This window comes from Streptomyces sp. NPDC002032, from assembly GCF_042890765.1.
In the GTDB taxonomy this organism is placed as follows: Bacteria; Actinomycetota; Actinomycetes; order Streptomycetales; family Streptomycetaceae; genus Streptomyces.
The window spans coordinates 25,838-50,717 of sequence record NZ_JBIASM010000009.1 but is presented as its reverse complement, the minus strand read 5'-3'; the positions used below and the strand labels follow the sequence as shown (position 1 = coordinate 50,717).

The 24,880-nt window shown below is 74.3% G+C and carries 25 protein-coding genes; 13 read left to right on the top strand and 12 right to left on the bottom strand.

Annotated features, from left to right (window positions below; all coding sequences use genetic code 11):
• Positions 1 to 28 precede the first annotated feature (28 nt).
• Positions 29 to 997 carry a DUF6114 domain-containing protein gene (locus ACFYYT_RS21485; RefSeq protein ID WP_388608899.1) on the bottom strand — a complete coding sequence of 323 codons (969 nt, stop codon included), beginning with the start codon at positions 995 to 997 and terminating at the stop codon, positions 29 to 31.
• On the bottom strand, positions 988 to 1,509 hold the full coding sequence (locus ACFYYT_RS21480; protein WP_351829449.1) for a DUF6230 family protein: 522 nt from the start codon (positions 1,507 to 1,509) through the stop codon (positions 988 to 990). The genes ACFYYT_RS21485 and ACFYYT_RS21480 overlap by 10 nt, the downstream gene beginning before the upstream one ends.
• 314 nt (positions 1,510 to 1,823) lie before the next feature.
• Here ACFYYT_RS21480 and ACFYYT_RS21475 point away from each other — a divergent pair, with 314 nt between their 5' ends.
• Positions 1,824 to 2,465: a TetR/AcrR family transcriptional regulator gene (locus tag ACFYYT_RS21475; protein ID WP_351829407.1), complete on the top strand. Its 642-nt coding sequence runs from the start codon at positions 1,824 to 1,826 to the stop codon at positions 2,463 to 2,465.
• 145 nt (positions 2,466 to 2,610) lie between these two features.
• The gene (locus tag ACFYYT_RS21470; RefSeq protein ID WP_351829409.1) at positions 2,611 to 3,783 is read left to right on the top strand and encodes an acyl-CoA dehydrogenase; all 1,173 of its coding nucleotides are present in this window, start codon (positions 2,611 to 2,613) and stop codon (positions 3,781 to 3,783) included.
• 223 nt (positions 3,784 to 4,006) lie between these two features.
• Here ACFYYT_RS21470 and ACFYYT_RS21465 read toward each other — a convergent pair whose 3' ends face one another.
• A complete protein-coding gene (locus ACFYYT_RS21465; RefSeq protein WP_351829411.1) occupies positions 4,007 to 4,207 on the bottom strand; it encodes a hypothetical protein in 201 nt (66 codons plus the stop codon).
• 211 nt (positions 4,208 to 4,418) lie between these two features.
• On the opposite strand from ACFYYT_RS21465, the gene ACFYYT_RS21460 reads away from it, so the two are divergent.
• The 3 genes from ACFYYT_RS21460 (at position 4,419) to ACFYYT_RS21450 (ending at position 7,474) form a co-directional block, all read left to right on the top strand.
• Positions 4,419 to 5,072 carry a hypothetical protein gene (locus tag ACFYYT_RS21460; protein WP_351829414.1) on the top strand — a complete coding sequence of 218 codons (654 nt, stop codon included), beginning with the start codon at positions 4,419 to 4,421 and terminating at the stop codon, positions 5,070 to 5,072.
• Between the two features lie 218 nt (positions 5,073 to 5,290).
• Entirely contained in the window at positions 5,291 to 6,370 is a 1,080-nt protein-coding gene (locus ACFYYT_RS21455; RefSeq protein WP_388609041.1) for a hypothetical protein, read from the top strand.
• Between the two features lie 12 nt (positions 6,371 to 6,382).
• A complete protein-coding gene (locus ACFYYT_RS21450) occupies positions 6,383 to 7,474 on the top strand; it encodes a phosphotransferase family protein (RefSeq protein ID WP_351829418.1) in 1,092 nt (363 codons plus the stop codon).
• 7 nt (positions 7,475 to 7,481) lie between these two features.
• Here the strand turns inward: ACFYYT_RS21450 and ACFYYT_RS21445 are convergent, their stop codons facing one another.
• The gene (locus tag ACFYYT_RS21445; RefSeq protein WP_351829421.1) at positions 7,482 to 7,925 is read right to left on the bottom strand and encodes a hypothetical protein; all 444 of its coding nucleotides are present in this window, start codon (positions 7,923 to 7,925) and stop codon (positions 7,482 to 7,484) included.
• Positions 7,926 to 8,154: 229 nt separating this feature from the next.
• On the opposite strand from ACFYYT_RS21445, the gene ACFYYT_RS21440 reads away from it, so the two are divergent.
• From ACFYYT_RS21440 to fxsA, 4 genes are all read left to right on the top strand, one after another.
• Positions 8,155 to 8,595 (top strand): Lrp/AsnC family transcriptional regulator, encoded by a 441-nt coding sequence (locus ACFYYT_RS21440; protein WP_266581396.1) that lies wholly within the window; start codon positions 8,155 to 8,157, stop codon positions 8,593 to 8,595.
• A gap of 67 nt (positions 8,596 to 8,662) precedes the next feature.
• Positions 8,663 to 10,273, top strand: coding sequence for an amidohydrolase (locus tag ACFYYT_RS21435; RefSeq protein WP_351829423.1), 1,611 nt, complete (start codon positions 8,663 to 8,665; stop codon positions 10,271 to 10,273).
• A gap of 341 nt (positions 10,274 to 10,614) precedes the next feature.
• Positions 10,615 to 11,379 carry a polyprenol monophosphomannose synthase gene (locus ACFYYT_RS21430; RefSeq protein WP_351829426.1) on the top strand — a complete coding sequence of 255 codons (765 nt, stop codon included), beginning with the start codon at positions 10,615 to 10,617 and terminating at the stop codon, positions 11,377 to 11,379.
• A gap of 74 nt (positions 11,380 to 11,453) precedes the next feature.
• Positions 11,454 to 12,071: an FxsA family membrane protein gene (fxsA, locus tag ACFYYT_RS21425; RefSeq protein WP_351829429.1), complete on the top strand. Its 618-nt coding sequence runs from the start codon at positions 11,454 to 11,456 to the stop codon at positions 12,069 to 12,071.
• Positions 12,072 to 12,150: 79 nt separating this feature from the next.
• Here the strand turns inward: fxsA and ACFYYT_RS21420 are convergent, their stop codons facing one another.
• From ACFYYT_RS21420 to ACFYYT_RS21410, 3 genes are all read right to left on the bottom strand, one after another.
• The gene (locus ACFYYT_RS21420) at positions 12,151 to 12,525 is read right to left on the bottom strand and encodes an RNA polymerase-binding protein RbpA (RefSeq protein WP_007262928.1); all 375 of its coding nucleotides are present in this window, start codon (positions 12,523 to 12,525) and stop codon (positions 12,151 to 12,153) included.
• A 336-nt stretch (positions 12,526 to 12,861) separates the two neighbouring features.
• Complete coding sequence (locus ACFYYT_RS21415; protein ID WP_351829432.1) at positions 12,862 to 14,235, bottom strand: MFS transporter; 1,374 nt, start codon at positions 14,233 to 14,235, stop codon at positions 12,862 to 12,864.
• 66 nt (positions 14,236 to 14,301) lie between these two features.
• On the bottom strand, positions 14,302 to 15,072 hold the full coding sequence (locus tag ACFYYT_RS21410; RefSeq protein ID WP_351829434.1) for a glycerophosphodiester phosphodiesterase family protein: 771 nt from the start codon (positions 15,070 to 15,072) through the stop codon (positions 14,302 to 14,304).
• A gap of 204 nt (positions 15,073 to 15,276) precedes the next feature.
• On the opposite strand from ACFYYT_RS21410, the gene ACFYYT_RS21405 reads away from it, so the two are divergent.
• Positions 15,277 to 16,779, top strand: coding sequence for a PLP-dependent aminotransferase family protein (locus ACFYYT_RS21405; RefSeq protein ID WP_351829437.1), 1,503 nt, complete (start codon positions 15,277 to 15,279; stop codon positions 16,777 to 16,779).
• Between the two features lie 38 nt (positions 16,780 to 16,817).
• On the opposite strand, the gene ACFYYT_RS21400 is transcribed toward ACFYYT_RS21405, so the two are convergent.
• Both ACFYYT_RS21400 and ACFYYT_RS21395 read right to left on the bottom strand, forming a co-directional pair.
• On the bottom strand, positions 16,818 to 18,449 hold the full coding sequence (locus tag ACFYYT_RS21400; protein WP_351829440.1) for a hypothetical protein: 1,632 nt from the start codon (positions 18,447 to 18,449) through the stop codon (positions 16,818 to 16,820).
• Between the two features lie 50 nt (positions 18,450 to 18,499).
• The gene (locus ACFYYT_RS21395) at positions 18,500 to 18,694 is read right to left on the bottom strand and encodes a hypothetical protein (RefSeq protein WP_266578360.1); all 195 of its coding nucleotides are present in this window, start codon (positions 18,692 to 18,694) and stop codon (positions 18,500 to 18,502) included.
• A gap of 331 nt (positions 18,695 to 19,025) precedes the next feature.
• Between ACFYYT_RS21395 and ACFYYT_RS21390 the strand changes: the two genes are divergently transcribed.
• The 3 genes from ACFYYT_RS21390 (at position 19,026) to ACFYYT_RS21380 (ending at position 22,115) form a co-directional block, all read left to right on the top strand.
• The gene (locus ACFYYT_RS21390; protein ID WP_351829443.1) at positions 19,026 to 19,439 is read left to right on the top strand and encodes an ankyrin repeat domain-containing protein; all 414 of its coding nucleotides are present in this window, start codon (positions 19,026 to 19,028) and stop codon (positions 19,437 to 19,439) included.
• A gap of 340 nt (positions 19,440 to 19,779) precedes the next feature.
• The gene (locus ACFYYT_RS21385) at positions 19,780 to 21,183 is read left to right on the top strand and encodes a HEAT repeat domain-containing protein (protein ID WP_351829446.1); all 1,404 of its coding nucleotides are present in this window, start codon (positions 19,780 to 19,782) and stop codon (positions 21,181 to 21,183) included.
• A 770-nt stretch (positions 21,184 to 21,953) separates the two neighbouring features.
• Entirely contained in the window at positions 21,954 to 22,115 is a 162-nt protein-coding gene (locus tag ACFYYT_RS21380; protein WP_351831881.1) for a hypothetical protein, read from the top strand.
• Between the two features lie 465 nt (positions 22,116 to 22,580).
• On the opposite strand, the gene ACFYYT_RS21375 is transcribed toward ACFYYT_RS21380, so the two are convergent.
• The 3 genes from ACFYYT_RS21375 to ACFYYT_RS21365 are packed head-to-tail and all read right to left on the bottom strand — an operon-like array spanning position 22,581 to position 24,864.
• A complete protein-coding gene (locus tag ACFYYT_RS21375; RefSeq protein ID WP_351831706.1) occupies positions 22,581 to 23,465 on the bottom strand; it encodes a biotin-dependent carboxyltransferase family protein in 885 nt (294 codons plus the stop codon).
• Positions 23,462 to 24,079, bottom strand: a complete 618-nt coding sequence (locus tag ACFYYT_RS21370) for an allophanate hydrolase subunit 1 (RefSeq protein WP_351831709.1) — start codon at positions 24,077 to 24,079, stop codon at positions 23,462 to 23,464. Before ACFYYT_RS21370 ends, ACFYYT_RS21375 begins: the two co-directional genes overlap by 4 nt.
• On the bottom strand, positions 24,076 to 24,864 hold the full coding sequence (locus tag ACFYYT_RS21365) for a 5-oxoprolinase subunit PxpA (protein WP_351831712.1): 789 nt from the start codon (positions 24,862 to 24,864) through the stop codon (positions 24,076 to 24,078). Before ACFYYT_RS21365 ends, ACFYYT_RS21370 begins: the two co-directional genes overlap by 4 nt.
• Between the last annotated feature and the right edge of the window lie 16 nt (positions 24,865 to 24,880).

Here is a 24,880-nt window from a genome sequence, read left to right as displayed (position 1 = left end):
ACCGTCTCCTCCGTCCCCTCCGCCGGGATCACGAGGCCTCCAGCCGCAGCCCGTCGGTGACGATCACGTCCGAGGTGACGAGCGCCTGCTCGGCGCTGACCTGGGTCATGAAGACGAACGGCGGGATCACCGGGGGAGCGGGCAGCCCGTCGGGGCTGAAGGTCACGCACAACAGCCCCTCGATGCAGCCGCTGAACCTGGTCAGGTAGAGGGTCACGTCGCCGCGCAGGTCCAGGGAAGTGGCGGCCAGTGCGTACTCCCGGCCGCCGTCGCGGGTGCGCAGCCGGTAGTCGCGCAGCGAGGCGGCCGCCATCTTCAGCACCAGCACCCGGCGCGGCCCGTCCACCGTCGCCACCTCCGTCACGCCCGCGAGCGCGAAGCCCTGCGGGGCGAAGAGGGAGGTGGTGACGGTCGGGGGAGTGCGGGCGGCCGCCGGCGGACCGGACCCCCGCGCCGTCGGGCCGGCCGCCGTCACCGCCGCCCGCGCGGGCGGGGCGCCGGTGGCGAGCGCCGCCAGCAGCACCACCGGCAGGGCGGCGGCCAGCGTCCGCGACCCGCCGCCGTCCAGCCGGGAGGCGTACGTCTTAGACTCCCCGGATTCGGGGCCGGGGCCGGGCCGCGGGGTCCAGCCGAAGGCCAGCGCGCTGCCCGCGATGCCGAGCAGCATGCCGACGAGGAAGCCGCCCAGATTGGTCGCCACGAAGGACAGCACCGACAGCAGCAGCGCGTGGACCGACACGTACGCCCGGGCCTGCGGCAGGAACCACAGGAACAGCCCCGCCGCGATCAGCGCGGCCCCGATCCCGATGGCCGCGATCCCGCCCAGCCCCAGGCTGACCAGCACGGTCAGCGGGGAGAGCGGGACCAGCAGCAGCTCGGTCCCGCCCAGCACCAGCAGCAGCCCGCCCCAGAACGGACGGGTCCGCCGCCAGGCGCGCAGCCGCCGCCGGGGGCCGGGCAGCGGGAGCCGGGGCGGGCCCGGCAGGCCTAGAAGCACTTCGCGCCGTCCAGGCTCACGTTGAGCTTCATGCCCTTGAGCCGGAAGTTCCCGCCGGTCGCGGACCAGGCGTGCGACCGTACGCCCGCCACCTCGATGTTCCCGGCCTGGAGCCCGAACTTCCCCGGCTCGCCCCGCACCCCGTCGACCTGGTCGAGGGTGGAGGCGTCCCGGCCGATCTGGGCCGTGCCGAAGACGGCGTCGCCCTCCAGGTCCTCGCCGTCGATGACGAGGCTGCTCGCGGTCACCTCCCCGGCCCGGCCGCCGGCGGTCAGCTTGAACACCACCTTCCCGACGGGGGTGTCCACCTCCGCGGACTGGCAGATGTCGCTGAGGGTGGCCTCCCCGATCCCCAGCAGCGCGACCGGGTGTCCCTTGCCGTCGGCGGAGCGGTCGGTCTGTACGTAGGAGGCGAGGCCCTTGCTGCTCAGTTTCGACGAGGAGACCTGGAAGCTGGTCCCCGAGACGGCGAAGGACGCGGCCAGCGCGCCCTGGGCCATGACCACGGCCATCGCCCCGACCGCGACGACCGCCGGAAGGGCGACGGCCGCCGACTTCCGCCAGGCGACCCGTCCTTCGGGGGCCGCCCCGTGGCCCCCGTCCGTGCTCCGGTCCGTGCCTTCGTCCGTGTGCCTGTCCGTGCGCTTGTCCGTGCCCATGGCGTGTGCCTCCCGTACGGAGTTGCGGGGGAATCGCAGGAGCGAGCTCGGCGCGCAGGTCTGCCATACTGCGGGCATCCTGTGGCAGTTCGAGGCTAGGGCCGAATTTGAATAATAGTCAACAGCGTGGAACGACCGGGCGTTCGCAGGTCCGCAGGGCCGAACTCATGGCGATCGGGCGCAAGTTGTTCGCCGACACCTCGTACGACGCCCTCTCCGTTGACGACATCGCCCAGCACGCCGGGGTCGCCAAGGGGCTCATCTACTACTACTTCAAGAGCAAGCGCGGCTACTACCTCGCCATCGTCGAGGACTCGGTCGCCGAGCTCGTCTCCCGCGCCACGGGGGAGCCGGACCTGCCGAACACCGAGCGGGTCCGCCGCACGGTCGACGGCTACCTCCACTACGCCGAGCACCACCACGCCGCGTACCGCACCATCGTCACCGGCGGGATCGGCTCCGACGCCGAGGTGCTGGCGATCCGCGACGCGGTCCGCGAGGAGCTCCTGGCCGCCATCGCCGAGGGCGCCTACGGCCGCCGCACGGTTCCGCCGCTGGCCCGGCTCGCCCTCGTGGGCTGGCTCTCCGGGGTGGAGGGCACCACCCTCGACTGGATCGGCGCCGCGGCCGGGGTGCAGAAGCCGGGACGGCCGGAGCTCGGCGCGCTGCTGGTGCGGCAACTGCGCGCGACGCTGGACGTGATCGCGGAGTTCGTGCCCGAGTGCCCCGCGCCTCCGGTGGTCTCCGAGGAGTCCGCGATCATCGCGGACGAGGGTCGTGATCACCTACCGGTGACGGAAAGCGCCTGATCGGGCATACTCAAGCCGCCGCAGCCGCTGAACGCGCCCTTCCGTGATCCGGGAGGGCAGCATCGGCTGCGAGTACCGAGACCCGGCGGCGCGTCCCACACCTCACGCGTCGCCGCCGTGCTTGACGAGGGAGGAGAGCGCCGCCATGACCGACCGCGCCCCACAGCCGGTGGACCGTCAGCTGCCCACCGAGGAGTCCCGCGACCTCCTCGCACTCGTACGCGAGATCGCCCAGCGGGAGATCCGCCCCCGGGCCGCCGAGGAGGAGGAGACCGGCCGGTTCCCCCGCGAGGTCTTCACCCTGCTGTCCGAGGCCGGCCTGCTGGGCCTGCCCTACGCGGGCGAGTTCGGCGGCGGTGAGCAGCCGTACGAGGTCTACCTCCAGGTCCTCGAGGAGCTGGCGGCCGCCCGCCTCACCGTGGGCCTCGGCGTCAGCGTGCACTCGCTGGCCTGCCACGGCCTCGCCGGGTACGGCACCAAGGAGCAGCAGGCCGCGCACCTGCCCGACATGCTCGGCGGCGGCCTGCTCGGCGCCTACTGCCTGTCCGAGCCCGCGGCGGGCTCCGACGCCGCCTCGCTCACCACGAAGGCCGTCCGCGACGGCGACGACTGGGTGATCACCGGCACCAAGGCCTGGATCACCCACGGCGGCGTCGCCGACTTCTACACCGTCCTCGCCCGCACCGGCGTCCCCGGCCCCAAGGGCATCACCGCCTTCCTCGTGCCGGGCGACGCCCCCGGCCTGACGGCGGCGGTCCCCGAGAAGAAGATGGGCATGAAGGGCTCGCCCACCGCCCAGCTGCACTTCGACGGCGTACGCGTCCCCGACGGCCGGCGGATCGGCGAGGAGGGCCAGGGCTTCACCATCGCCCTCGCGGCGCTCGACGCGGGCCGGCTCGGGATCGCGGCGTGCGCCATAGGGGTGGCGCAGGCGGCTCTGGACGAGGCGCTGGAGTACGCACTGGGCCGCAAGCAGTTCGGGCACCCGATCGCGGACTTCCAGGGGCTGCGCTTCATGCTGGCCGACATGGCCACCAAGATCGAGGCGGGCCGGGCGCTCTACCTCGCGGCGGCGCGGCTGCGGGACGCGGGCAAGCCGTTCTCCCGGCAGGCGGCGATGGCCAAGCTGTTCTGCACGGACGCGGCCATGTCCGTCACCACCGACGCGGTGCAGGTGCTGGGCGGCTACGGCTACACCGCGGACTTCCCGGTGGAGCGGCTGATGCGCGAGGCGAAGGTGCTCCAGATCGTGGAGGGCACCAACCAGATCCAGCGCATGGTCATCGCCCGCCACCTGGCCGGCCCGGAGAGCCGCTGAAAGCACCCCCGTCCCGCGGCCTGCGACACCCGGCCGCGGCCGGCCGGCGCCGCGCGTCGTCACCGCCGAGCTGGGCCTCGGCGGCCGGCCCGCGGTCGCCGAGGAGTCGGTCACCGCGCGCGACGTCCTCCTCGCCGAACACGTCCGGCCGGCCGGCGCCGCGGGCAGGCGGCCGTCCGGGCTGGCGGCCGGTCCCGGGTCAGGGGTCGTCGCCGGTCCCGGGTCAGGGGTCGTCGTAGAGCGGGCCGGTCGGCCAGACCGGGGAGGAGACGATCCGGGACCACTCCGGGTCGCGCCGCCCCGGCAGCGTCCGGCCGTCGGCCGCCCAGCGCGCGAGCAGGGCCCCGTAGATCGGCGGGTCGGGATGCCGCGCGCGGGCCTGCTGCCGGGGCGGCTGGGGAGCCGGCTGGACCGGTTGCCGCACCGATGGCCGATCCGGCTGCTGAACCGATTCTTCACGCTCCGCGCCACCGGGGCGCCGCCGGCGCCCGACTCTCGGTACGGGCGTCTCCAGAGGGGTCATGCCCGGCCAACGCGGCACCCGGAGCGCGGGTCACCCCCCGCCGCCCGCGCCCATCCGTTCGACCCTTCCCCACCGCCTGCGGGATCCCGCGCGCGTCGGAGACCATGTCCTGATGCGTACACAACACATCGCACCCGCCGTCCTGGCCGCCACCGCGCTCCTCGCCCTCACCGGCTGCCAGGACGCGAAGCCCGCCGGGGCGGGGCCCGTGGCCACCGGCTCCGGTACGGCCCGGCCCGTCTCCCCGCCCGCCACGACCGGGGCTCCGGCCGCCGCCCCGGCCCCCGCCAAGGCCGGAACCCTGCCCGATCTCGTGGGCAAGGGCCTCCAGGCGGCCCAGGACGCGGCGCAGGCGGCCGGCTTCTCCCGCCTGACCTCGCACGACAGCCTCGGCCGGGAGCGGGCCCAGGTCTTCGACCGGAACTGGAAGGTCTGCTCCCAGACCCCCGCCCCGGGCCCCGCGGCCGCCGACGTCGGGGTCGACTTCGGCGCGGTGCGGCTGGAGGAGAGCTGCCCGGCCTCGGATCCCGGTCCCCAGCCGGAGGCCAGGGGCACGATGCCGGAGTTCGGCGGCAAGTCCGTCAAGGCCGTCCGCGCCGCCCTGCCTTCGAACACCAGCTTCACCATCAAGGACGGCCGGGAGGGCCGGATGGTCCTCCAGGAGTCGAACTGGCAGGTGTGCGCCCAGGTTCCGAAGGCCGGCGCCCCGCTGGACGGCCGGCCGGTGGAACTGATCGTGGTGAAGTTCGGGGAGACGTGCCCGTGAGCCGCCCGTGAGTCGCCCGTGACCCGCCGGTGAGCCCGGCTCGTGGCTCGGTGTGCCGCGCTGTCATCTTGTGTCGCAACCCTGGTCCCGCAGCGGCAATCTGACGTACCGTCATATCCGCTCAGACGCAGCCCACCCCTGCCCCCAGGAGGTTTGCCGTGCCCGCGGACCGTCCCGTCCCGCTCGACGAATACCCCATCCACCAGGCCCCCCTGTCGATGAAGCACCTCGTCAGCGGTGACCGCAACGCCTACGACCGCTGCATCTTCCACGTCTTCGACCACACCGGCCGCGCCCTCCTCATCCTCGGCCTCGGCGTCTATCCCAACGCCGGAGTGATCGACGCCTACGCCACCCTCCGCCTCGGCGGCGAACTCCTCGCCGTCCGGGCCTCCGACGCCCTCACCGACGACCGGATGAACCTCTCCGTCGGCCCCCTGTCGATCACCGTCGGCGCCCCCCTGCGCCGCCTCACCCTGCGCTGCGACCCCGACCCCGGGGACCCCCACGGACTCGCGTACGACATCACCTGGAGCGCCGCCTTCCCCGCCGTGTGGGAACCCCACCACGTACAGCGGCGCGGCGACCGCCTCATGCTGGAGGGCCGCCGCTTCGTCCAGGCCGGCCAGGTCACCGGCACCCTGCGCGCCCGGGGCGAGGAGTTCACCCTCACCCCGGGGGAGTGGACCGGCACCCGCGACCGCAGCTGGGGCGTGCGCCCCATACCCGGGGAGGAAGGCGGCCGAGCCGCCGAGGAGCACCGCCCCGAGGGCTTCCACTGGCTCTGGATCCCCGTCCGCTTCGAGGACCGCTTCCTCATGGTCATCACCCAGGAGGACGCCGACGGCCACCGCACCCTGAACGAAGCCGTCCAGGTCTTCCCCGAGGACAGCGGCCGCCCCGACGTCCAGCTCGGCTGGCCGCACACCGACATCCGCTACCGGCCCGGCACCCGCGACCCGCGCAGCGCCGTCGTCCACCTCACCGACCCGGCCGGCCGCAAACCCCTCGAACTCGGCGTGGAGGTCCTCGCCTCCTCCCCGCTCGCCGTCGGCGCCGGCTACCCGCCCGCCACCGACTGGCAGCACGGCACCTGGCAGGGCCGCGGCTGGACCGACCGCCGCACCTACGACCTCACCGACCCGGCAGCCCACCCCATGGCCGCCTACGGGGTCACCGACCACGCCGCCCGCTTCACCCTGGACGGCCGCACCGGCTTCGGCATCTTCGAACACGGCAGCTTCGGCCGCCACGACCCCAGCGGCTTCGCCGACCACTCCTGCGTCGCCCCGCACTGAAGGAGCCCGTCCATGGCCACCGCACCACGCCCGCGCACCTCCACCCGCGAGCCCGGGGAGCTCGGCCGCCGCCTCGAAACCTGGCTCGGCCGCCACCTCCCCGGGGCCGAGGTGACCGGCGCCACCGTCCCCGCCTCCAACGGCATGTCCAGCGAGACCCTGCTCTTCGACATCGAGCACCCCGACGCCCCCGTCCGCGCCTGCGCCCTGCGCCTGGCCGCCGACCCGGCCGCCTACACCGTCTTCCCCTCCTACGACATGCCGCGCCAGCACCGCGTGATGAGCCTGGTCGCCGCACACACCGACCTCCCCGTCCCGCGCACCCTGTGGCTGGAGGAGGACCCCGCCCCGCTCGGGGCGCCGTTCTTCGTGATGGCCCGCGCCGAGGGCCGCGTACCGCCCGACGTCATGCCCTACACCTACGAGGGGAACTGGCTGCACGCCGCCACCGACGCCGAGCGCGCCGGGCTCCAGGAGGCGACCGTCTCCCTGCTGGCCCGCCTGCACGACGGCTTCCCCGCGAAGGAGGCCGCCTTCCTGCTGCCCCCGGGCGACGGCAGCCCGCTGCGCCGCCACGTCGAGGGCCAGCGCGCCTACTACGCCTGGGTCGTGGACGGCCTCGCCCGCTCACCCCTGCTGGAACGCGCCTTCGACCGGCTGGAGGAACTCTGGCCCGCCGACGAGGGAGAACCCGTCCTGAACTGGGGCGACGCCCGCATCGGGAACGTCGTCTACGACGGCTTCACGCCCGTCGCCGTCCTCGACTGGGAGATGGCCGCCTACGCCCCCCGCGAGGTCGACCTCGGCTGGACCGTCTACCTGCACCGCTTCTTCCAGGACCTGACCGTCGGCTTCGGCCAGAGCGGCCTGCCGGACTTCCTGCGCCGCGACGACATCGAACGCAGCTACGCCGCGCTCACCGGGCACACCCCCCGGGACATGGAGTTCCACACCCTCTACGCCGCCCTGCGGCACGGGATCGTCATGCTGCGCATCGCCTACCGGCAGGCGCACTTCGGGGAGGTCGAGGTCCCCGCGGACCCGGACGGGCTGATCCTGCACCACGACAGCCTCGCCGCCATGGTGCAGGGCAGCTACTGGTAACGCGGGCTCAGGCGGCCTGCGCGTGCTGGCGCATCCGCGGCAGCGGGGCCGCCACCGCCCGCACGGGACGCGAGCCCGGACCGCCGACGTGCGAGAAGGGCTGCGTCCGCCAGTCGAGACCCTGCGGCAGGTCGAAGTGGACCACCGCCTCCAGCTCCCGCACCTCCGACGGGAACAGGCCCACCGTCGCCAGCGCGTCCGAGACCGGCCGCCCGGTGCCCGCGCACACCGTGAGCCCGAAGGGGTTCCACGGGCTCGGGCACAGCGCGTGCTGCGGCAGGTGCTCCTCGTCGGCGACGAGGGCGATCGACTGGCCGCAGTCGGGGCAGACCGCGTGGTGGACCTCGAAGCCGTCCGCGTCGTCGAGGAAGTCCTCGTCGTCCGCGAACGCGGTATCGAGCGGTTCCGCGGGCTCCGGTGCGCTGCGACCGGTGCGCTTGGTGTTCAGCATGGATGTATTCCCCCTCGGGTGGGCCGTGGCGGGCAGGTTCTTCGGCCACGGCCACACCAAGCACTTCCCGCCGCGCGGCACGAGTAACCGCGAGAGCCCGTTGTACGCCCGTACACCCCTGTGGCTTTGGTCACATGCCCGGCGCAGGTGCCGCTTCCGGGGCCCTTCCCCGTGGACACCGCTGTGCCTGGAGCGGTCCGGGGCAATAGGTTGAGCGGCTATGAGCGCAATGGAGGAGCTGGACCGCCAGATCGTGGATCTGCTCGTACGGGACGGGCGGATGAGCTACACGGACCTGGGCAAGGCCACGGGCCTGTCCACGTCGGCGGTCCACCAGCGAGTACGCCGCCTGGAGCAGCGCGGCGTGATCCGCGGCTACGCGGCCGTCGTCGACCCCGAGGCCGTCGGGCTGCCCCTGACCGCCTTCATCTCGGTCAAGCCGTTCGACCCCAGCGATCCCGACGACATCGCCGAGCGGCTGGCCGGCGTACCCGAGATCGAGGCATGTCACAGCGTCGCGGGCGACGAGAACTACATCCTCAAGGTCCGCGTGGCCACCCCGCTGGAGCTGGAGGACCTGCTGGGCCGCCTGCGCGCCCTGGCCCACGTCTCGACCCGGACCACCGTCGTCCTCTCCACCCCCTACGAAGCCCGCCCGCCCCGGATCTGATCCGCTCCCGCGCCGCGCCGCCCACCCCGGTCACGGGCCGGGCGGGGCAGGGGCGAGACTGGTCCCCATGACCGACCGCACCGCCCCCGCACCCGCCCGTACCGTCCTGCTGCGCGGAGGCGAGGTGCACAGCCCCGCCGATCCGTTCGCCACCGCGATGGTCGTCGAGCGCGGGCACGTCGCCTGGGTGGGCTCCGAGGGGGCCGCCGACGCCTTCGCGCGGGGCGTGGACGAGGTCGTCGACCTCGGCGGGGCCCTCGTCACTCCCGCGTTCACCGACGCCCACGTCCACATCACGTCCACCGGGCTCGCCCTCACCGGCCTCGACCTGACCGGCGCCCGCTCGCTCCCCGAGGCGCTGGAGCTCGTACGCGCGTACGCCGGGCGCCGGCCCGGCGACCGGGTGCTCCTCGGGCACGGCTGGGACGCGGCCCGCTGGCCCGAGCGGCGCCCCCCGCACCGGGCGGAGCTCGACCGGGCCACCGGCGGCCGTCCCCTGTACCTGAGCCGGATCGACGTGCACTCGGCCGTCGTCACCACCGCCCTGCTGGACCTCGTGCCCGGGTTGCGGCCGCACGGGGACGAGCCGCTGACCCGGGACGACCACCACGCCGTACGGCGGGCCGCGCTGGCCGCGGTCACCCCCGCCCAGCGCGCCGAGGCCCAGCGGGCCGCCCTCGACCGGGCCGCCTCCCTCGGCATCGGCTCGCTCCACGAGTGCGGCGGGCCCGACATCTCCTCGGCCGAGGACTTCACCGCCCTGCTGGAGCTGGCCGGGCAGCGCCCCGGACCGCGGGTCTTCGGCTACTGGGCCGACCGGGACCTCGCCCGCGCGAAGGAACTCGGCGCCGTCGGCGCCGCGGGCGACCTCTTCGTGGACGGCGCGCTCGGCTCGCACACCGCCTGCCTGCACGCCCCGTACGCCGACGCCGCCCACACCGGCACCGCGTACCTGGACGCGCGGGCCGTCGCCGACCACGTGGCCGCCTGCACCGTGGCGGGGCTCCAGGCCGGCTTCCACGCCATCGGGGACGCGGCCGTCGGCGCCGTCGTCGAGGGGGTGCGGGCCGCCGCCGAGCAGGTCGGGCTGGAGCGGGTCCGGGCCGCCCGGCACCGGGTCGAGCACGCCGAGATGATGACCCCGGCCACCATCGCCGCCTTCGCCGAGCTGGGCCTGACGGCCTCCGTGCAGCCGGCCTTCGACGCCGCCTGGGGCGGGGACGAGGGCATGTACGCGGACCGGCTCGGCGCCGAGCGCGCCCGCACCCTCAACCCGTACGCGGCGATGCTCAAGGCGGGCGTCCCGCTGGCCTTCGGCTCCGACGCCCCCGTCACCCCGCTCGACCCGTGGGGCACCGTCCGCGCGGCCGCCTTCCACCGCACCCCCGCGCACCGGATCTCCGTACGGGCCGCCTTCGCCGCCCACACCCGGGGCGGCTGGCGGGCCCTGGGGCGCGACGACGCGGGCACCCTGGTGCCGGGCGCCCCCGCCGACTACGCGGTCTGGCAGACCGGGGAACTGGTCGTACAGGCCCCCGACGACCGCGTCGCCCGCTGGTCCACCGACCCCCGCTCCGGCACCCCCGGACTGCCCGATCTGAGCCCCGGCCGGGAGCTGCCGGTGTGCCTGGCGACGGTCGTCGGCGGCCGGGAGGTATTCGTACGGCCACAGGGGTGATCCGCCCTGCCTCGGTTCGGTACGGGCGGCTCGACCCGGATAGGTTCGCCGGGTCCATCACAGGACGTCCGTGCCGGTGGACCCGTCCGCTCAGCGCACCCGCGCCTCGGGGGCGAGGGAAGGTTTCGCCGGGACGGGGGTCCCCCCGCTCCGGAGGAGCTCGGGGGAGGGTGGCCCCGGGTCGGGGTCCGGTGGTCCAGTAGACAACGGTCACGGCGGCCCGCAGCCAGTGGGAGCCGGTCCGGCCCGAAGGACCGCCGGCCCCGATCGCTGTTCTAAAATCATCCTGCTGTGACGGGTCGGTCGAGGCCGGTCGGACGAGAAAGACGCAAGGGGACCCAGTGAGCGACGGCGGACAGCGGACCTACGGGCCGCTCGGCACCACCCTGGTGATCATTCCGACGTACAACGAGGCCGAGAACATCGGCCTGATCACCGGCCGGGTGCGGGCCGCCGTGCCGCAGGCGCACATCCTGGTCGCCGACGACAACAGTCCCGACGGCACCGGCAAGCTCGCCGACGAGCTGGCCGCCGCCGACGACCACGTCCACGTCCTGCACCGCAAGGGCAAGGAAGGGCTCGGCGCCGCCTATCTCGCGGGCTTCGCCTGGGGCCTGGAGCACGGCTACGGCGTCATCGTCGAGATGGACGCCGACGGCTCCCACCAGCCCGAGGAACTGCCCCGCCTGCTCACCGCCCTGGGCGGCGCCGACCTCGTGCTCGGCTCCCGCTGGGTGCCCGGCGGCCGGGTGGTCAACTGGCCCAAGAGCCGGGAGTTCCTCTCCCGGGGCGGGTCCACGTACTCCCGCCTGATGCTGGACGTCCCGATCCGGGACGTGACCGGCGGCTACCGCGCCTTCCGGCGCGAGACGCTGGAGGGGCTCGGGCTCGACGAGGTCGCCTCGGCCGGGTACTGCTTCCAGGTCGACCTGGCCCGCCGGGCCGTCCGCAAGGGCTTCCACGTGGTCGAGGTCCCCATCACCTTCGTGGAGCGCGAGCTCGGCGACAGCAAGATGAGCAAGGACATCGTGGTCGAGGCCCTGTGGCGGGTCACCCAGTGGGGCCTCAAGGAGCGCGCGGCCAAGCTGACCGGCGGCAAGCGCTGACGCACACCCCCTAGGGGATGTCCGGTACCTCCGGCTGAGGCCGCTTTTAACCCGGACGCGGCACACTGGGTGGTATGACGACCGGCACTGGATCCTTGGGGACCGGCACTGCTACGGCCCCCCGGCGGCGTTCGCGCCCCCGTACCTTCGTTCCCCTCGCGGTCGCCGCCTGGCTGATCCTGGAGATCTGGCTGCTCGGCCTGGTCGCCGGAGCGGCCGGCGGCCTGACCGTCGCCCTGCTGTTGGCGGGCGCCATGGTGCTGGGTGTGGTGGTCATCAAGCGGGCCGGCCGACGGGCCTTCCAGAACCTCACCCGTACGTTCCAGCAGGCCCAGGCCCAGGCCCAGGCCCAGGCGATGGCCGGCGAGCGGCCGGCGCCCCCGCAGCCCGCCAAGGGCTCGGGCAACGGCATGATGATGCTGGCCGGCCTGCTGCTGATCATGCCCGGACTGCTCTCCGACGTGGCCGGCCTGCTCCTGCTGCTCCCGCCCGTACGCGCCTTCGTGGCCCGCCGGGCCGAGCGCGGCCTGGAGCGGCGGATCGCCGCGGCCGCCCCCGGCGGCTTCGGGGACGCCTTCACCCAGGCCCGCATCCACTACCCCGACGGCAAGGTCGTCCCGGGCGAGGTCGTCCGGGAGGACCGGCCCGCTGGCGGCCCGGACTCCGCGTACCGCCCGCCGCTGGCCCCGTGACGGAACGACGCACAAGAGCCGAGGGGCCCCGCCACTGGTGTGGCGGGGCCCCTCGGCTTATTGCGTGCTCAGTCCCCGGCTAGGCGGACTTGCGGCTGTCCCGCGGATGCACGGCAATGTTCATGGCGCCGGAGCGCAGGACGGCCAGCCTCTCGGCCAGCACCTCCTCCAGCTCCTCGCGGGTGCGTCGCTCCATGAGCATGTCCCAGTGCGTTCGCGCGGGCTTGCCCTTCTTCTCTTCGGGCCCGTCCCCGTCCACCAGGAGTGCCATGGCGCCGCACGCCTTGCACTCCCACTCCGGCGGAATTTCTGCCTCAACCGAGAACGGCATCTCAAAACGATGTCCGTTCTGGCATGCGTACTCCACCGCCTGGCGCGGGGCCAGATCGATGCCGCGGTCCGTCTCGTAGCTGGTAACCACGAGCCGCGTACCGCGGAGAGCTCGCTCACTCATGAATCGTGCCTCCCGGGCTTTGTCGCCCACAGGACAGGTGTCGCTGTCGTCGTCATCCGGTCAACGTCCGGTCGGCGGTATAGATTCCCGCTCCGGGTCGTGCGTCGCCCGTCGTGCCGCCCCTTGTTGTACCCACCGGTGCCCGTTTTGTCACATCTGGCAGCAGATGTCACCCAACGTCTACACTTCTCAAGCGCGCAGTAACGGTCCGGCTGGCAGGCCAAAGGCGTACACTACCGGCCCTTCGCTTCAACGTCGAAATTCGTTCGGAATTCGTTCGTGAATCCGGGTCCGGCCGGGGCCCGGGCCGGGGTCCGACCGGGCCCCGGAGCGCGCTCAGATGCGTAGGGGAACAGGATTCCCCGCCGCCTCCACCGCGCGCCGCACCGGCACCCGCGCGAGGAGCACGAAACCCAGTGCGAAGAAGACCACCAACGAGATGATCGCGTCCCGGTAGCTGCCCGTCAGCTGGTAGGTCAGCCCGAAGACCAGCGGCCCCACCCAGCTCAGCCCGCGGTCGCTCATCTCGTACGCCGAGAAGTACTCCGCCTCCTTGCCCGCCGGGACCAGATGCGAGAACAGCGAGCGCGACAGCGCCTGGCTGCCGCCCAGCACCAGCCCGATCATCGCGGCCAGCGCGAAGAACCACACCGGGGTCCTGGCCGGCAGGAAGTAGCCGGCCGCCAGCGTCAGCGCCCACGCCGCCAGCGAGCCGAGGATCGTCCGCTTCGCCCCGTACGCGAGCGCGAGGCGGCCCATGCCCAGCGCGCCGGCCACCGCCAGCACCTGGACCAGCAGCACCGCCACGATCAGGGTCGACTGCTCCAGCTCCAGCTCCTGCGACCCGTACACCGAGGCCTGGGAGATCACCGTCTGCACGCCGTCGTTGTAGATCAGGTACGCCAGCAGGAACGACAGGGTCAGCGGGTAGCGCCGCATGTCCTTGAGCGTCGCCACCAGCTGCTTCCAGCCGCTGACGGCCGGGCCCGCGCCCGGCTCCCGCACCACAGCCCGGTCGCGCAGCCGGCGCAGCGGGATGACCGCGAACGCCCCCCACCACACCCCCGCCGACGCCAGGCAGATCCGCACCGCCGCGCCCTCGGACAGGCCGAAGGAATCGTGCCCCTGGAACAGCACCAGGTTCAGCACCAGCACCAGGGCGCCCGAGGTGTAGCCGAAGGCCCAGCCGCGCGAGGAGACGGTGTCCCGCTCGTCCGGCGTGGAGATCTGCGGCAGGTAGGCGTTGTAGAGCACCATCGACAGCGAGAGCGAGGCGTTCGCCACCACCAGCAGCAGCCCGCCCAGCAGGTAGCGGTCACCGTCCAGGAAGAACATCCCGGCCGTCGCCACCGCCCCCGTGTACGCGGCCGCCGCGAGCAGCGGCTTCTTGCGGCCCGTCCGGTCCGCCATCGCGCCCACCAGCGGCATGATCAGCACGGCCACGATCACCGAGGCCGACACCGAGTAGGCGAAGTACGCCCCGGCCCTGACCGGGATCCCCAGCGGGTGGACGTACCCCTCCGGGTCCGCCGCGGCCTTGGCCACCGAGGTCAGATAGGGCCCGAGGAACACGGTCAGCACGCTCGTCGAATACACCGAGCAGGCGAAGTCGTAGAAGTACCAGCCGTGCTGCTCCCGCTTGCGCGCGGCGGCGGCCGCTCTGCCGTCCTCCGCCCCGGCTTCCGCTTCGTCCTGCGTCCGCTCGCTCATGAGCGCCCCCTCGCTGGTCCCCGTACGCGCCGTCCGCCACACCGGGCGCGGCGGCCCGCGAGCCCGTCAGGCCCAGGCCCCGCGCCGGTCCAGCACCGTGCGCAAGATGTCGATCCGGTCGGTCATGATGCCATCGACCCCCAGGTCCAGCAGCGACTCCATGCGTTCCGGTTCGTTCACGGTCCACACGTGCACCTGGAGACCCCGCTCGTGCGCGGTCCGCACGAAGCGCCGGTCCACCACCCGGATCCCCGCCTGGGTCTCCGGCACCTGCGCGGCCACCGCGCCCACCCGCAGGGCCGCCGGGATCGCGAAGGACCGCAGCCGCAGCCCCACCACCCCGCGGACCCCGTACGAGGTCGCCAGCCGGGGACCCGCGATCTTCTGCGCCCGTGCCACCCGGCTCTCCGAGAAGGAGCCCACGCACACCCGGTCCCAGACGCCGGCCCGCGCGATCAGGTTCACCAGCGGGTGCAGGGCCGACTCGTCTTTGACGTCCACGTTCCAGCGCGCCCCGGGGAACTCCTCCAGCAGCTCCTCGAACAGCGCCAGCGGTTCGGTGCCCGCCACCCGCACCTCGCGCACCCGGCTCCAGGACTGCTCGCGGATCCGGCCCCGCCCGTCGGTCACCCGGTCCAGCGTCGCGTCGTGGAAGGCCACCAGCTTCCCGTCGGCCGTCGCGTGCACGTCGGTCTCGAAGTACCGGTAGCCGGCGGCGGCCGCCCGGCGGAACGCGGCGGCGGTGTTCTCCAGCCCGTCCGCCGCCCCGCCCCGGTGGGCGAAGGGGATCGGAGCGGGGTGGTCGAGGTAGGGGTGGCGCAGGCGTACGTGGGTCACGGCCGCAGTATGCCCGCTGTGCTCGTCGGGGCGGGAGCGCACGCATGGCCGGAAGGTGAACGCCCTTCCCCCCGGACGGCCGGACGGGAGCCCCTCTGGCCCCAATGGACCGCCCCATGACACCCTGGGGCCCGCGGAACCAATCCAATACCGGCCCCGGCGCCCGCCCGCCGAGGCCAATTCGACGAAGGTGGACCGGACGCCATGGCTCAGTGGACCTCAGCGGTCGGTGCCTCACAGCTCGCCCGTCTGATCACCTCCCAGCAGGACCGGCCCGGCGCGCCCGGAGCCCGCAAGTCGCCCGCCTACCGCGCCCTCGCCGACGGCATCCGGCTGCTCGTCCTGGAGGGGCGCGTCCCCGTCGCCGCCCGGCTGCCCGCCGAACGGGAACTGGCCGTCGCCCTCTCCCTCAGCCGCACCACCGTCGCCGCCGCGTACGAGGCCCTGCGCGGCGAGGGCTTCCTGGAATCCCGCCGGGGCGCCGGCAGCTGGACCTCCGTACCGGCCGGGAACCCGCTCCCCGCCCGGGGCCTGGAACCCCTGCCGCCCGAGTCCCTCGGCTCCATGATCGACCTCGGGTGCGCCGCCCTCCCGGCCCCCGAACCCTGGCTCACCAAGGCCGTCCAGGGGGCGCTGGAGGAACTCCCGCCCTACGCGCACACCCACGGGGACTACCCGGCCGGACTGCCCGCGCTGCGCCGGATGCTCGCCGACCGCTACACCGAACGCGGCATCCCGACCATGCCCGAGCAGATCATGGTCACCACCGGCGCGATGGGCGCCATCGACGCCATCTGCAGCCTCTTCGCGGGCCGCGGCGAGCGGATCGCCGTCGAATCCCCCTCCTACGCCAACATCCTCCAGCTCATGCGCGCCGCCGGCGTCCGCCTGGTACCCGTCGCGATGGCCGGCGGACTCGGCGGCTGGGACATGGACGTCTGGCGCCAGGTCCTGCGCGACGCCGCCCCCCGCCTCGCGTACGTCGTCGCCGACTTCCACAACCCCACCGGCGCCCTCGCCTCCGAGGACCAGCGGCGCGCCATGGTCGAGGCCGCCCGCTCCGCCGGGACCGTGCTGATCGCCGACGAGACGATGGCCGAACTCCAGCTGGAGGCGGACCTGGACATGCCGCGCCCGGTCTGTTCCTTCGATCCGGCCGGCTCCACGGTGATCACCGTCGGCTCCGCCAGCAAGGCCTTCTGGGCGGGGATGCGGATCGGCTGGGTCCGCGCGGCCCCCGACGTGATCCGCAGCCTGGTCGCCGCGCGCGCCTACGCCGACCTCGGCACCCCGGTGCTGGAGCAGCTCGCGGTGAACTGGCTGATGCGCACCGGAGGCTGGGAGGAGGCCGTCGGGATCCGCCGCGAGCAGGCCCGCGACAACCGGGACGCGCTCGTCGCGGCGGTGCGCCGGGAGCTGCCGGAGTGGGAGTTCGACGTGCCGCGCGGCGGGCTCACCCTGTGGGCCCGGGCGGGCGGGCTGTCCGGGTCGCGGCTGGCGGAGGTGGGGGAGCGGGTCGGCGTCCGGGTCCCCTCGGGGCCCCGGTTCGGGGTGGACGGTGCCTTCGAGGGGTACGTCCGGCTGCCGTTCACCGTGGGCGGCCCGGTGGCCGAGGAGGCCGCCGCCCGGCTCGCGGCGGCGGCCCGGCTGGTGGGCACCGGAGCGGGCGGCAGCGGGGCGGAGCCGCCGCGCACGTTCGTGGCGTAGGGGCGGCGGGGTCCGGGACGGGCGCTGCCGGGGTGGTCCTACGGGGCCTCCGCCGGGACCTCCGGCGTCTGCGCGGCGTCGATCGAGGAGCCCTGGGCCTGCGCCGGGGGCTGGAGCGGCCTGGACGCGGTCGCGTTCCCCGGCCCGCCGCCCCCGGGCTGGGCCTGCCGCTCGGGGAGCAGCTCCAGCACCGCCTGGCGGTGTCCGGGATGGGTGCCGTCGTCGTACGGATCCGGCGTGGCCGGGACCTGGAGCCGGTGCACCGGCCCGGTGCCGAGCCGGGCGTACCCGCGGCCCGGCGGCGGCTGCGCGGGCGGGGTGGTGTGCGGGGGGAGCCCCAGGACGTCGGTGATCTGCTGGAGGGTGGCCGGTCCGAGGACGATCCGGGCCCGGGTGTGCTGCCAGACGGCGTCGTGCAGCAGCTCCAGGTGGTCGAACTGCTCGGCGACCACCACCGTGATGTGCGCGGCGCGCCCGTGCCGCAGCGGCACCTGGAGCTGCGCCAGGGGGTCGGGGCGGCCGTCGGCGGCCGCGAGGTGCGCGAGCACGCTGGGCCGGTCGAGCAGGATCCACAGGGGCCGCTTGGCGTCCTCGGGGGCGGGGCGGCCGGCCTCGCGCGCCCGGTGGGTGGCGATCAGACGGCGTTCCGTCTCGTGGGCGGCCCATTCGAGGGTGGCCAGGGCTCCGGTCGGGCCGCACTCGACGGCGAGGACACCCTCGCGGCCGGCCAGGCAGACGTACTCGCCACTGCCGCCGCCCTCGACGATCATCACTTCGCCGCCGTGGCGCAGGGCCTGGAGCGCGATGGAGCGCAGCAGGGTGGAGGTGCCGCCGCCGGGCTGTCCGACGGCCAGCAGGTGCGGTTCGGTGGAGCGGGGGCCGGTCCGCCAGATCACGGGCGGCACGTCGCGGGGCTCGTCGCCCTCGATCACGGGCAGGGTGCGCTGTACGCCCCCCGCGTCGGTGAAGCCGAGGACGGTCTCGCCGGGCGAGGTCACGAAGGGCTGGGCGGCGATTCCGGTGGGCAGCGGCGCCAGCACGCGCAGGCCGAGCTGGTTGCCCTCCTCGTCCCAGTCGAAGTGGTACTCCCGTCCGCGTCCGGACTTGGCGTGCAGCAGCGCCTCGATCCGGGCCCGCGAGGCGGCCTCGCCGTCGGTGAAGTAGGCGGGGTAGCGGATCCGGAGCCGGGTGACGCGGCCCGCGGCGTCGAACGCGTAGTCACTGAAGGCCTCGTCCCAGTTGCCGCCGTGGGCGAAGAGCGGACTGGGGTCCTCCGGGATGGAGAAGTACGGCACGAGGGCCTCGTAGAGGGAGCCCAGCCGTTCGGTCTCGGCGTCGCTCGGCCCGGTCTTCACCGGGGTGCGGTCGCGCCCTTGCCAGGCCGCCGCCGCCATGAGGGTGATCAGGGCGACGAGGGGACCGTAGGGGACGAGCGCGACCGCGAGGACGACGGCGGCGCCCAGGAACAGCGCGGGACCGCGTCTGTCCTTGGGGGTCGCCGCCCACCGGCGGCGGCCGGCGGCGGCCAGGATGCGCAGGCCGCGTCCGATCGTGAGGAGCGGATGGAGGACGTCCGTGGCGCTGTCGGCGGCCGTGCGAGCGAAGTCGCGGCCCCGTGCGAGCGACGCGGTGCCGCTGCTGAGGATTCGGGGGAGTGGGCGCCGGGCCACGGTCGTCTCCTGGAGTGGTGGTGGGGCGGGGACGGTGCGGTCGGGGCGGTCTAGAGCTTGATCCCGCCGAGCAGGCTCGCGAGGCTCGCCGTACTCGCCGTGATGCTCGGGGCGATGGCGGAGCCTGCGAGGAAGAAGCCGAAGAGCGCGCAGACGACCGCGTGCGTCGCCTTCATGCCGTCCTTCTTGAAGAAGAGGAAGCAGATGATGCCGAGCAGGACGACACCTGAGATGGACAGGACCATGAGCAGTTCTCCTGGTGGGTGGGGACGGTCACCATCAGTACTTCCAGGCTCACAGGAAGTATCAATGCGACAAAAGGTGCATACGGGTGAATCCGCTGGATTTTCACTTGACCGGCCCACTCCGGCTGGCGCGTCCGCCGCCCGGGGTGTGGGGACCCGGGCGAGGGGCATCCTTGCCGCGGTCCGCGCCCGCCATGTCCCACGCCGGGCGCTACCCTGTCGATTCACCCGTACGGACGCAGTGCCGTGCGCCCCCCTGCCCGCCCGGCCTGGGGAAACTCTTGCCGAAGCGGCGAACCATACGAGCAGCGAGTGAAAGGCGGCACCACCGATGAGCGAGCACCAGGACGACGCGGCCGACGCTCCCGACGCGGACGTCATCGAGCTGGCCACCAAGATCTTCGACCTCGCCCGTCAGGGCGAGACCGGGATGCTGACCGCCTACCTCGACGCCGGGGTCCCCGCCAACCTCACCAACGACCGCGGCGACACCCTCGTCATGCTCGCCGCCTACCACGGCCACGCCGACGCCGTCACCGCCCTGCTGGCCCGCGGCGCCGAGGCCGACCGCGCCAACGACCGCGGCCAGACCCCGCTCGCCGGAGCCGTCTTCAAGGGCGAGGAGGCCGTCATCCGCGCGCTGCTCGCCGGCGGAGCCGACCCGAACGCCGGAACCCCCTCCGCCGTGGACACGGCCCGCATGTTCGCCAAGGCCGACCTGCTGGAACTCTTCGGAGCCAAGTAGTCCGCTTTTTTCCGGGCCCCGCCCGGCCAGGACCGGGCCGAGAGCTCACGGCTTGGTCACGGCGGCCTTAAATGTGGTCGCGGCGCACAAACCGCCTGGGTCATCATGGCGACGGATTCGATTCGCGAACATGACGGACGGGCAGGAGCGGGCTGGACACCACGGGCGTCCACCCCCACCCCTGCCGCCCCGGCCGGCACAGCGCGAAGCACCGACGAGAGTGAGAAGGCAATGGTCTACATCGAGCGGAACATGACGGCGGACGTCCTCACATGCTGTTACGCGGCCCTGTGAATCCCGATTCCCGGTTGCGTCCCCAGCTTGATTTGAGGCCATTCCCATGTTCGAACCAGTCATAGCGCCGAGCGGCACCCTGCTCGGGCTCCTCCAGCGGGGCCGCGGCGACGGCACGCTGCACGCCCTCGCGGCGCCCCGGCCCGAGGCCCTCGCGGCCCTCGACCACTGCGTGCTCCGCGACCCGCGCCAGGACTGGCAGGTGGAGAACCGCTCCCTGTACTACGCCAGGCTCTACCTGGACCTCGACGGCCCCCTCGGCGAGATCGAGGCGCACCTCTTCGCCGCCGAAGACCTCGTCGACGAGGACGAGCACCGGACGGGCCTCGCCCTGTCCGTCCTCGGTCACCTCGCCTCGTACGGCCGCGACGACGCGCTCATGCTGCTGCGCCGCTACGCCGCCTCCGGCGCCAACTGGTCCTGGGCCCTGGACGAACTCGCCCTGCGCGACGACGACGAGGGACTGCGCTCCCTCGCCGACCCCGTCCTCGCCCGCTTCCCCGACACCGCCGAGGGCGGGGCGCGGCTGGCCGCCGCCGTCCGCGACGCCTACGAGCCCCGGCCGTGGTGCCTGTGGGAGGAGACCCCGCGCTACGGGGAGCGCCTGCGCGCCGCCCGCCAGCAGGGCTCCTTCGACCGCTGGCAGCGCCAGCTGACCCCCAGCGGCCCCCGGCCCGGCTGGGGCGTCCAGGCCGTCTTCGACTGGGCCGCCGACGGCCTGCGCCGCGGCACCCCGCTGCACGTCCCCGCAGCCCGCTGCCTCGCCGCCGTGGCCGGGCCCGAGGACCGCCCCGCGGTCCTCGCGGCCGCCGCCGGAGCCGACGGCGAGGCCGCCCGGGCCACCGCCCTGCACCACCTGGTCCTCGCCGAACCGGAGAACCCGGCCGTCCTGGACCTCATCGAAGCCGCCGGGGACGAACCCGCGGTGGCCGCCTACGAGCGCATGTGCGGCCCGGCCGCCCTCGACCGGGCCCGGATGTGGGTGCACCGCCCCGACGCCCTGGGAGCGGCCGCGGCGGCCCTCCTCGCGGCCCGCGGCGACGCCGACGACGCCGGGCTCGTGCTCGGCGCCCTGCGCTCCACCGTCCGCGGCTCCGGCCCGGACTCCGTCCGGCTCTTCACCCTGGTCGACGGCGCCGGCCGGCTCTCCATCGGCTGCGCGGCGCCGGTGCTGCGGCACATCTACCGCGAAACGGCCTCCTCCCACCTGCGCGGCCGCGCCGCCCGCGCCCTGGCCAGCACGGACCCCACCTTCGCGGCCGGCTTCGCCGTCGAATGCCTCTGGGACTGCGAGGAGACCACCCGCGAGGTGGCGGCCCGCCACGCCGAGACGGCCGACGCCCGCGTCGCCCCCCGCCTGCGCCGCCTGGCGGCGGACCCGGCGGAGGAGGAGGACGTCCAGTCGGCGGTCCGCAGCCGCATCACCCCGGAGTCGGAGTCGGCGGTGTAGGGGGGGCGGTGTAGGGGGGGTGGTGTAGGGGGGGTGGTGACGTGGGGTGGCGGCGGGGCTGCGGGGGAACCCCGGCGGGGTGCCCTGGGGCGGTCTCGCGGAGGGGTTGGGGGCTTCCCGCCAGTCCACTGTCCTTCCGTGCCGGGCCGGTCCCTCAAGGGCGCTCCTTCGTCGCGTCGCTTCGCGATGGCCTTCGGCCACCCTTGACCGACCGTCCCGTCCCGGAATGCCAAAGACTGTCGGGAAGCCCCCAAAGGAACGGTCTGGTCTGCACAGACGAGGAGCGGCCCCGTCAGAGACGATGATCTCTGACTCCGCCCAAGAGCCCCCGCCTCTCGGCCCTCTCACAGCCCCATTCCGGACCGGGCAGGGACTTCTCCACATCCACGGCCAACCAGGACAGCCAACGGGCCCTACCAGCGCGTCAGATCGCTACGCGCTTCTCTCGGCTCAGCGACTGCGGCCCGTCCGTGGCCGGACATAAGCAGCCCACGGTCGTGGGGTGATCGCGTGTATGGGGGCCTGATCCTCGTGCGAACCAGCGAGGCATGTGAGCCGATGAGGCATCGGTCGACCTTCCCGCCGGCACGGACGCCGAGGGCTTCGGCGGCTGTTCTTGTCCCCTTCGGCCTTCGGGCGCAGGAGCGCGGTCAGGCACCGGTCACCCGCGTCGAACTGGATGTACGGAAGGTCCCCTTCAGGGTCCTTGTGGTCGATGAGGACGAGACCTGTGCGGTAACGACGACAAGCACCTGGACTTCCGTGCCTCGTTGGCCATACGGCCCTGGACCAATGGCTCAGGCCTGGAAGGCGTCTGGAGCAGGGTCGTTCGCTTCAACCGACCGATCTGCCGTGTCCACTTCCGGCTGATCGAGCCCTTCCACCACCTCGTCGTCACTTCCCTGGTCGTCCAAGCCCGATCCCCCCACTGAGCTCGTCTGCTCGGCCACGGACGGGCCGCAGTCGCCAATCCGAGCGAAGCGCGTAGCGATCTGACGCGCTGGTAGGGCCCGTTGGCTGTTCTGGTTGGCCGTGGATGTGGAGAAGTCCCTGTTGGGTGCGGAATCTGGCTGTGAGAGGGCCGAGAGGTGGTGGCTGTTCTTGGGCGGAGTCAGAGATCGTCGTCTCTGACGGGGCCGCTCCTCGTCTGTGCAGACCCGACCGTTCCTTTGGGGGCTTCCCGACAGTCTTTGGCATTCCGGGACGGGACGGTCGGTCAAGGGTGGCCGAAGGCCATCGCGAAGCGACGCGACGAAGGAGCGCCCTTGAGGGACCGGCCCGGCACGGAAGGACAGTGGACTGGCGGGAAGCCCCCAACCCCTCCGCGAGACCGCTCCAGGGCATACCGCCGGGGTTCCCCCCCCCCCCCGCAGCCCCGCCGCCACCCATCCGGCCCCCTACCCCGCAGCGCCCGCCGCCCCCGCCGCCACGAACCTGACCCCCACCCCCGGTCGGGCCTGGGCCGCCGCGTTCAGGGCCGGGCCCGGGGGGACCACGCCGACCACCGGGTAGCCGCCCGTCACCGGGTGGTCGGCCAGGAACACCACCGGCAGGCCGTCCGGGGGAACCTGCACCGCACCCAGCACCATCCCCTCGCTCGGCAGTTCCCCGGGCCGGGAGCGGGTCAGCGGCGGCCCCGCCTCCGTGCGCAGGCCGATCCGGTTCGAGGCCGCCGCCACCCGGTAGCGCGCGGACAGCAGCCGGGCCAGCGAGTCCCGCGTGAACCAGTCGGCCCGGGGCCCCGTCCGCAGGGGCAGCACCAGCTCCGCCGGGGCCCCCGGCAGCGCCGGGGCGTCCGCCCCGGACACCGGATCCGGGCCGGGCGGGCCCACCGGCAGCACCGTGCCCCCCTCCAGGGGCGGCGGCCCGAGCCCCGAGAGCAGGTCCGTCGCGCGGCTGCCCAGCACCGGCTGGACGGCGAACCCGCCCCGCACGGCGACATAGCCGCGCAGCCCCGACTCCGCCCGGCCCACGTCCAGCTCCGCCCCCGCCCGCAGCCGGACCGGCGCACCCCAGGCCGCCGGGCGCCCGGAGATCCGTACCGCGCAGGGAGCCCCGGTCACGGCCACCGTGACCGGGGTCAGGGCGCGCAGGGTGACCCCGTCGAAGGTGGTCTCCAGGGTGGCCGCGCCGGCCGGGTTGCCCAGCAGCCGGTTGGCCAGGGCGTGCGCGGCGGTGTCCAGGGCGCCCGAGCGGGGGACGCCCAGGTGCGCGTACCCGGGGCGGCCCAGGTCCTGCACGGTGGTCAGCGCGCCCGCCCGCAGCACCAGCAGCCCGCTCATGCCCCCGCCTCCGTGAACCGCACCCGCACCCCGGGCGCGAACAGCGCCGCCGGCTCCCGCGCCGGGTCCCACAGCACCGCGTCGGTGGAGCCGATCAGCTGCCAGCCGCCGGGGGAGGAGCGCGGGTAGACCCCCGCGTACTCCCCGGCCAGCGCCAGCGACCCCGCCGGGACGGCCGTACGGGGCGTGGCGCGGCGGGGCAGGCGCAGCCGCTCCGGGAGCCCGGTGAGGTAGCCGAAGCCGGGGGCGAAGCCGCAGAAGGCCACCCGGAAGACGATGCCCCCGACCAGCCGGGGCACCTCCCGCGGCCCGACCCCCCAGGCGCCCGCCACCTCCGCGAGGTCCGGCCCGTCGTACCGCACCGGGACGGTGACCAGCGGCCCCTCGGCCTCCGCGAGCGGCGGCACCTCCCAGCCCGCGATCCGCGCCGCCAGCGCCCGCGGCCGCGCCACGCCGTCCAGCAGCACCGTCCGCGCGGCCGGCACGACCTCCCGTACGGGGCCCAGCTCGCCCGCGTCCCGGCGGCGCAGCAGTTCGGCGTGGAGCGCGGCCACCTCGCCCGCCGAGTCCACCTCCACCAGCAGCGCCCCGTCGCCCACCACCAGCGTCCTCACGCGAAGGCCTCCACCCGCACCCCGGCCCCGCCGAGCGCCGCGCGGACCCGGCGGGCCAGTTCCGCCGCGCCCGGGGTGTCCCCGTGCAGGCACAGCGAGCGGGCCGCCACCGCGATCCGGCTCCCGTCGGCGGCCTCCACCGCGCCCCCGGCGGCCATCCCCACGGCCCGGGCGACCACCGTGTCCGGATCGTGGATCACGGCGCCCGGCCCGCCGCGCGGCACGAGCGTGCCGGCCGCCGTGTAGGCCCGGTCGGCGAAGGCCTCCGGTACGGCCGTCAGCCCGGCCTCCCCGGCGGCCGCGAGCAGCAGTGACCCGGGCAGCCCGAGCACCGGCAGCCCGGCCGGCCCGGCGGCGAGGCGGACGCCGGCCACGACGGCGGCCGCCTGGGCGGCGTCGTGGACCGTGCGGTTGTAGAGGGCGCCGTGCGGCTTCACGTAGGACACCCGGGATCCGGCGGCGCGCGCGAACACCTCCAGGGCCCCGATCTGGTAGGCGGTCTCGTCCGCCAGTTCGTCCGGCGGCACGTCCATCGACCGCCGCCCGAAGCCGGCCAGGTCGCGGTACGAGACCTGCGCGCCGATCCGTACGCCGCGCGCGGCCGCGAGCTCGCAGACGCGGCGCATGATCGACGGATCGCCCGCGTGGAAGCCGCAGGCCACGTTGGCGCTCGTGACGACCGACAGCAGCGCCTCGTCGTCGGTCAGCGTCCACCGCCCGAAGCCCTCGCCCAGGTCGGCGTTGAGGTCGATCGCGGCCGCGGGAGGTGTGATCATGGAAGCCATGCGGCGAGCGTAGAAC

Excerpts from the sequence above, each read along its gene's own strand:
- ACFYYT_RS21405 (WP_351829437.1), top strand. The coding sequence starts at position 15,277 with ATGGCTCAGTGGACCTCAGCGGTCGGTGCCTCACAGCTCGCCCGTCTG.
- ACFYYT_RS21460 (WP_351829414.1), top strand. The coding sequence starts at position 4,419 with ATGCGTACACAACACATCGCACCCGCCGTCCTGGCCGCCACCGCGCTC.
- ACFYYT_RS21415 (WP_351829432.1), bottom strand. The coding sequence starts at position 14,235 with ATGAGCGAGCGGACGCAGGACGAAGCGGAAGCCGGGGCGGAGGACGGC.
- ACFYYT_RS21450 (WP_351829418.1), top strand. The coding sequence starts at position 6,383 with ATGGCCACCGCACCACGCCCGCGCACCTCCACCCGCGAGCCCGGGGAG.
- ACFYYT_RS21385 (WP_351829446.1), top strand. The coding sequence starts at position 19,780 with ATGTTCGAACCAGTCATAGCGCCGAGCGGCACCCTGCTCGGGCTCCTC.
- ACFYYT_RS21435 (WP_351829423.1), top strand. The coding sequence starts at position 8,663 with ATGACCGACCGCACCGCCCCCGCACCCGCCCGTACCGTCCTGCTGCGC.
- ACFYYT_RS21375 (WP_351831706.1), bottom strand. The coding sequence starts at position 23,465 with ATGAGCGGGCTGCTGGTGCTGCGGGCGGGCGCGCTGACCACCGTGCAG.
- ACFYYT_RS21420 (WP_007262928.1), bottom strand. The coding sequence starts at position 12,525 with ATGAGTGAGCGAGCTCTCCGCGGTACGCGGCTCGTGGTTACCAGCTAC.
- ACFYYT_RS21440 (WP_266581396.1), top strand. The coding sequence starts at position 8,155 with ATGGAGGAGCTGGACCGCCAGATCGTGGATCTGCTCGTACGGGACGGG.
- fxsA (WP_351829429.1), top strand. The coding sequence starts at position 11,454 with ATGACGACCGGCACTGGATCCTTGGGGACCGGCACTGCTACGGCCCCC.
- ACFYYT_RS21455 (WP_388609041.1), top strand. The coding sequence starts at position 5,291 with ATGAAGCACCTCGTCAGCGGTGACCGCAACGCCTACGACCGCTGCATC.
- ACFYYT_RS21470 (WP_351829409.1), top strand. The coding sequence starts at position 2,611 with ATGACCGACCGCGCCCCACAGCCGGTGGACCGTCAGCTGCCCACCGAG.
- ACFYYT_RS21475 (WP_351829407.1), top strand. The coding sequence starts at position 1,824 with ATGGCGATCGGGCGCAAGTTGTTCGCCGACACCTCGTACGACGCCCTC.
- ACFYYT_RS21390 (WP_351829443.1), top strand. The coding sequence starts at position 19,026 with ATGAGCGAGCACCAGGACGACGCGGCCGACGCTCCCGACGCGGACGTC.
- ACFYYT_RS21365 (WP_351831712.1), bottom strand. The coding sequence starts at position 24,864 with ATGGCTTCCATGATCACACCTCCCGCGGCCGCGATCGACCTCAACGCC.
- ACFYYT_RS21480 (WP_351829449.1), bottom strand. The coding sequence starts at position 1,509 with ATGGCCGTGGTCATGGCCCAGGGCGCGCTGGCCGCGTCCTTCGCCGTC.
- ACFYYT_RS21445 (WP_351829421.1), bottom strand. The coding sequence starts at position 7,925 with ATGCTGAACACCAAGCGCACCGGTCGCAGCGCACCGGAGCCCGCGGAA.
- ACFYYT_RS21395 (WP_266578360.1), bottom strand. The coding sequence starts at position 18,694 with ATGGTCCTGTCCATCTCAGGTGTCGTCCTGCTCGGCATCATCTGCTTC.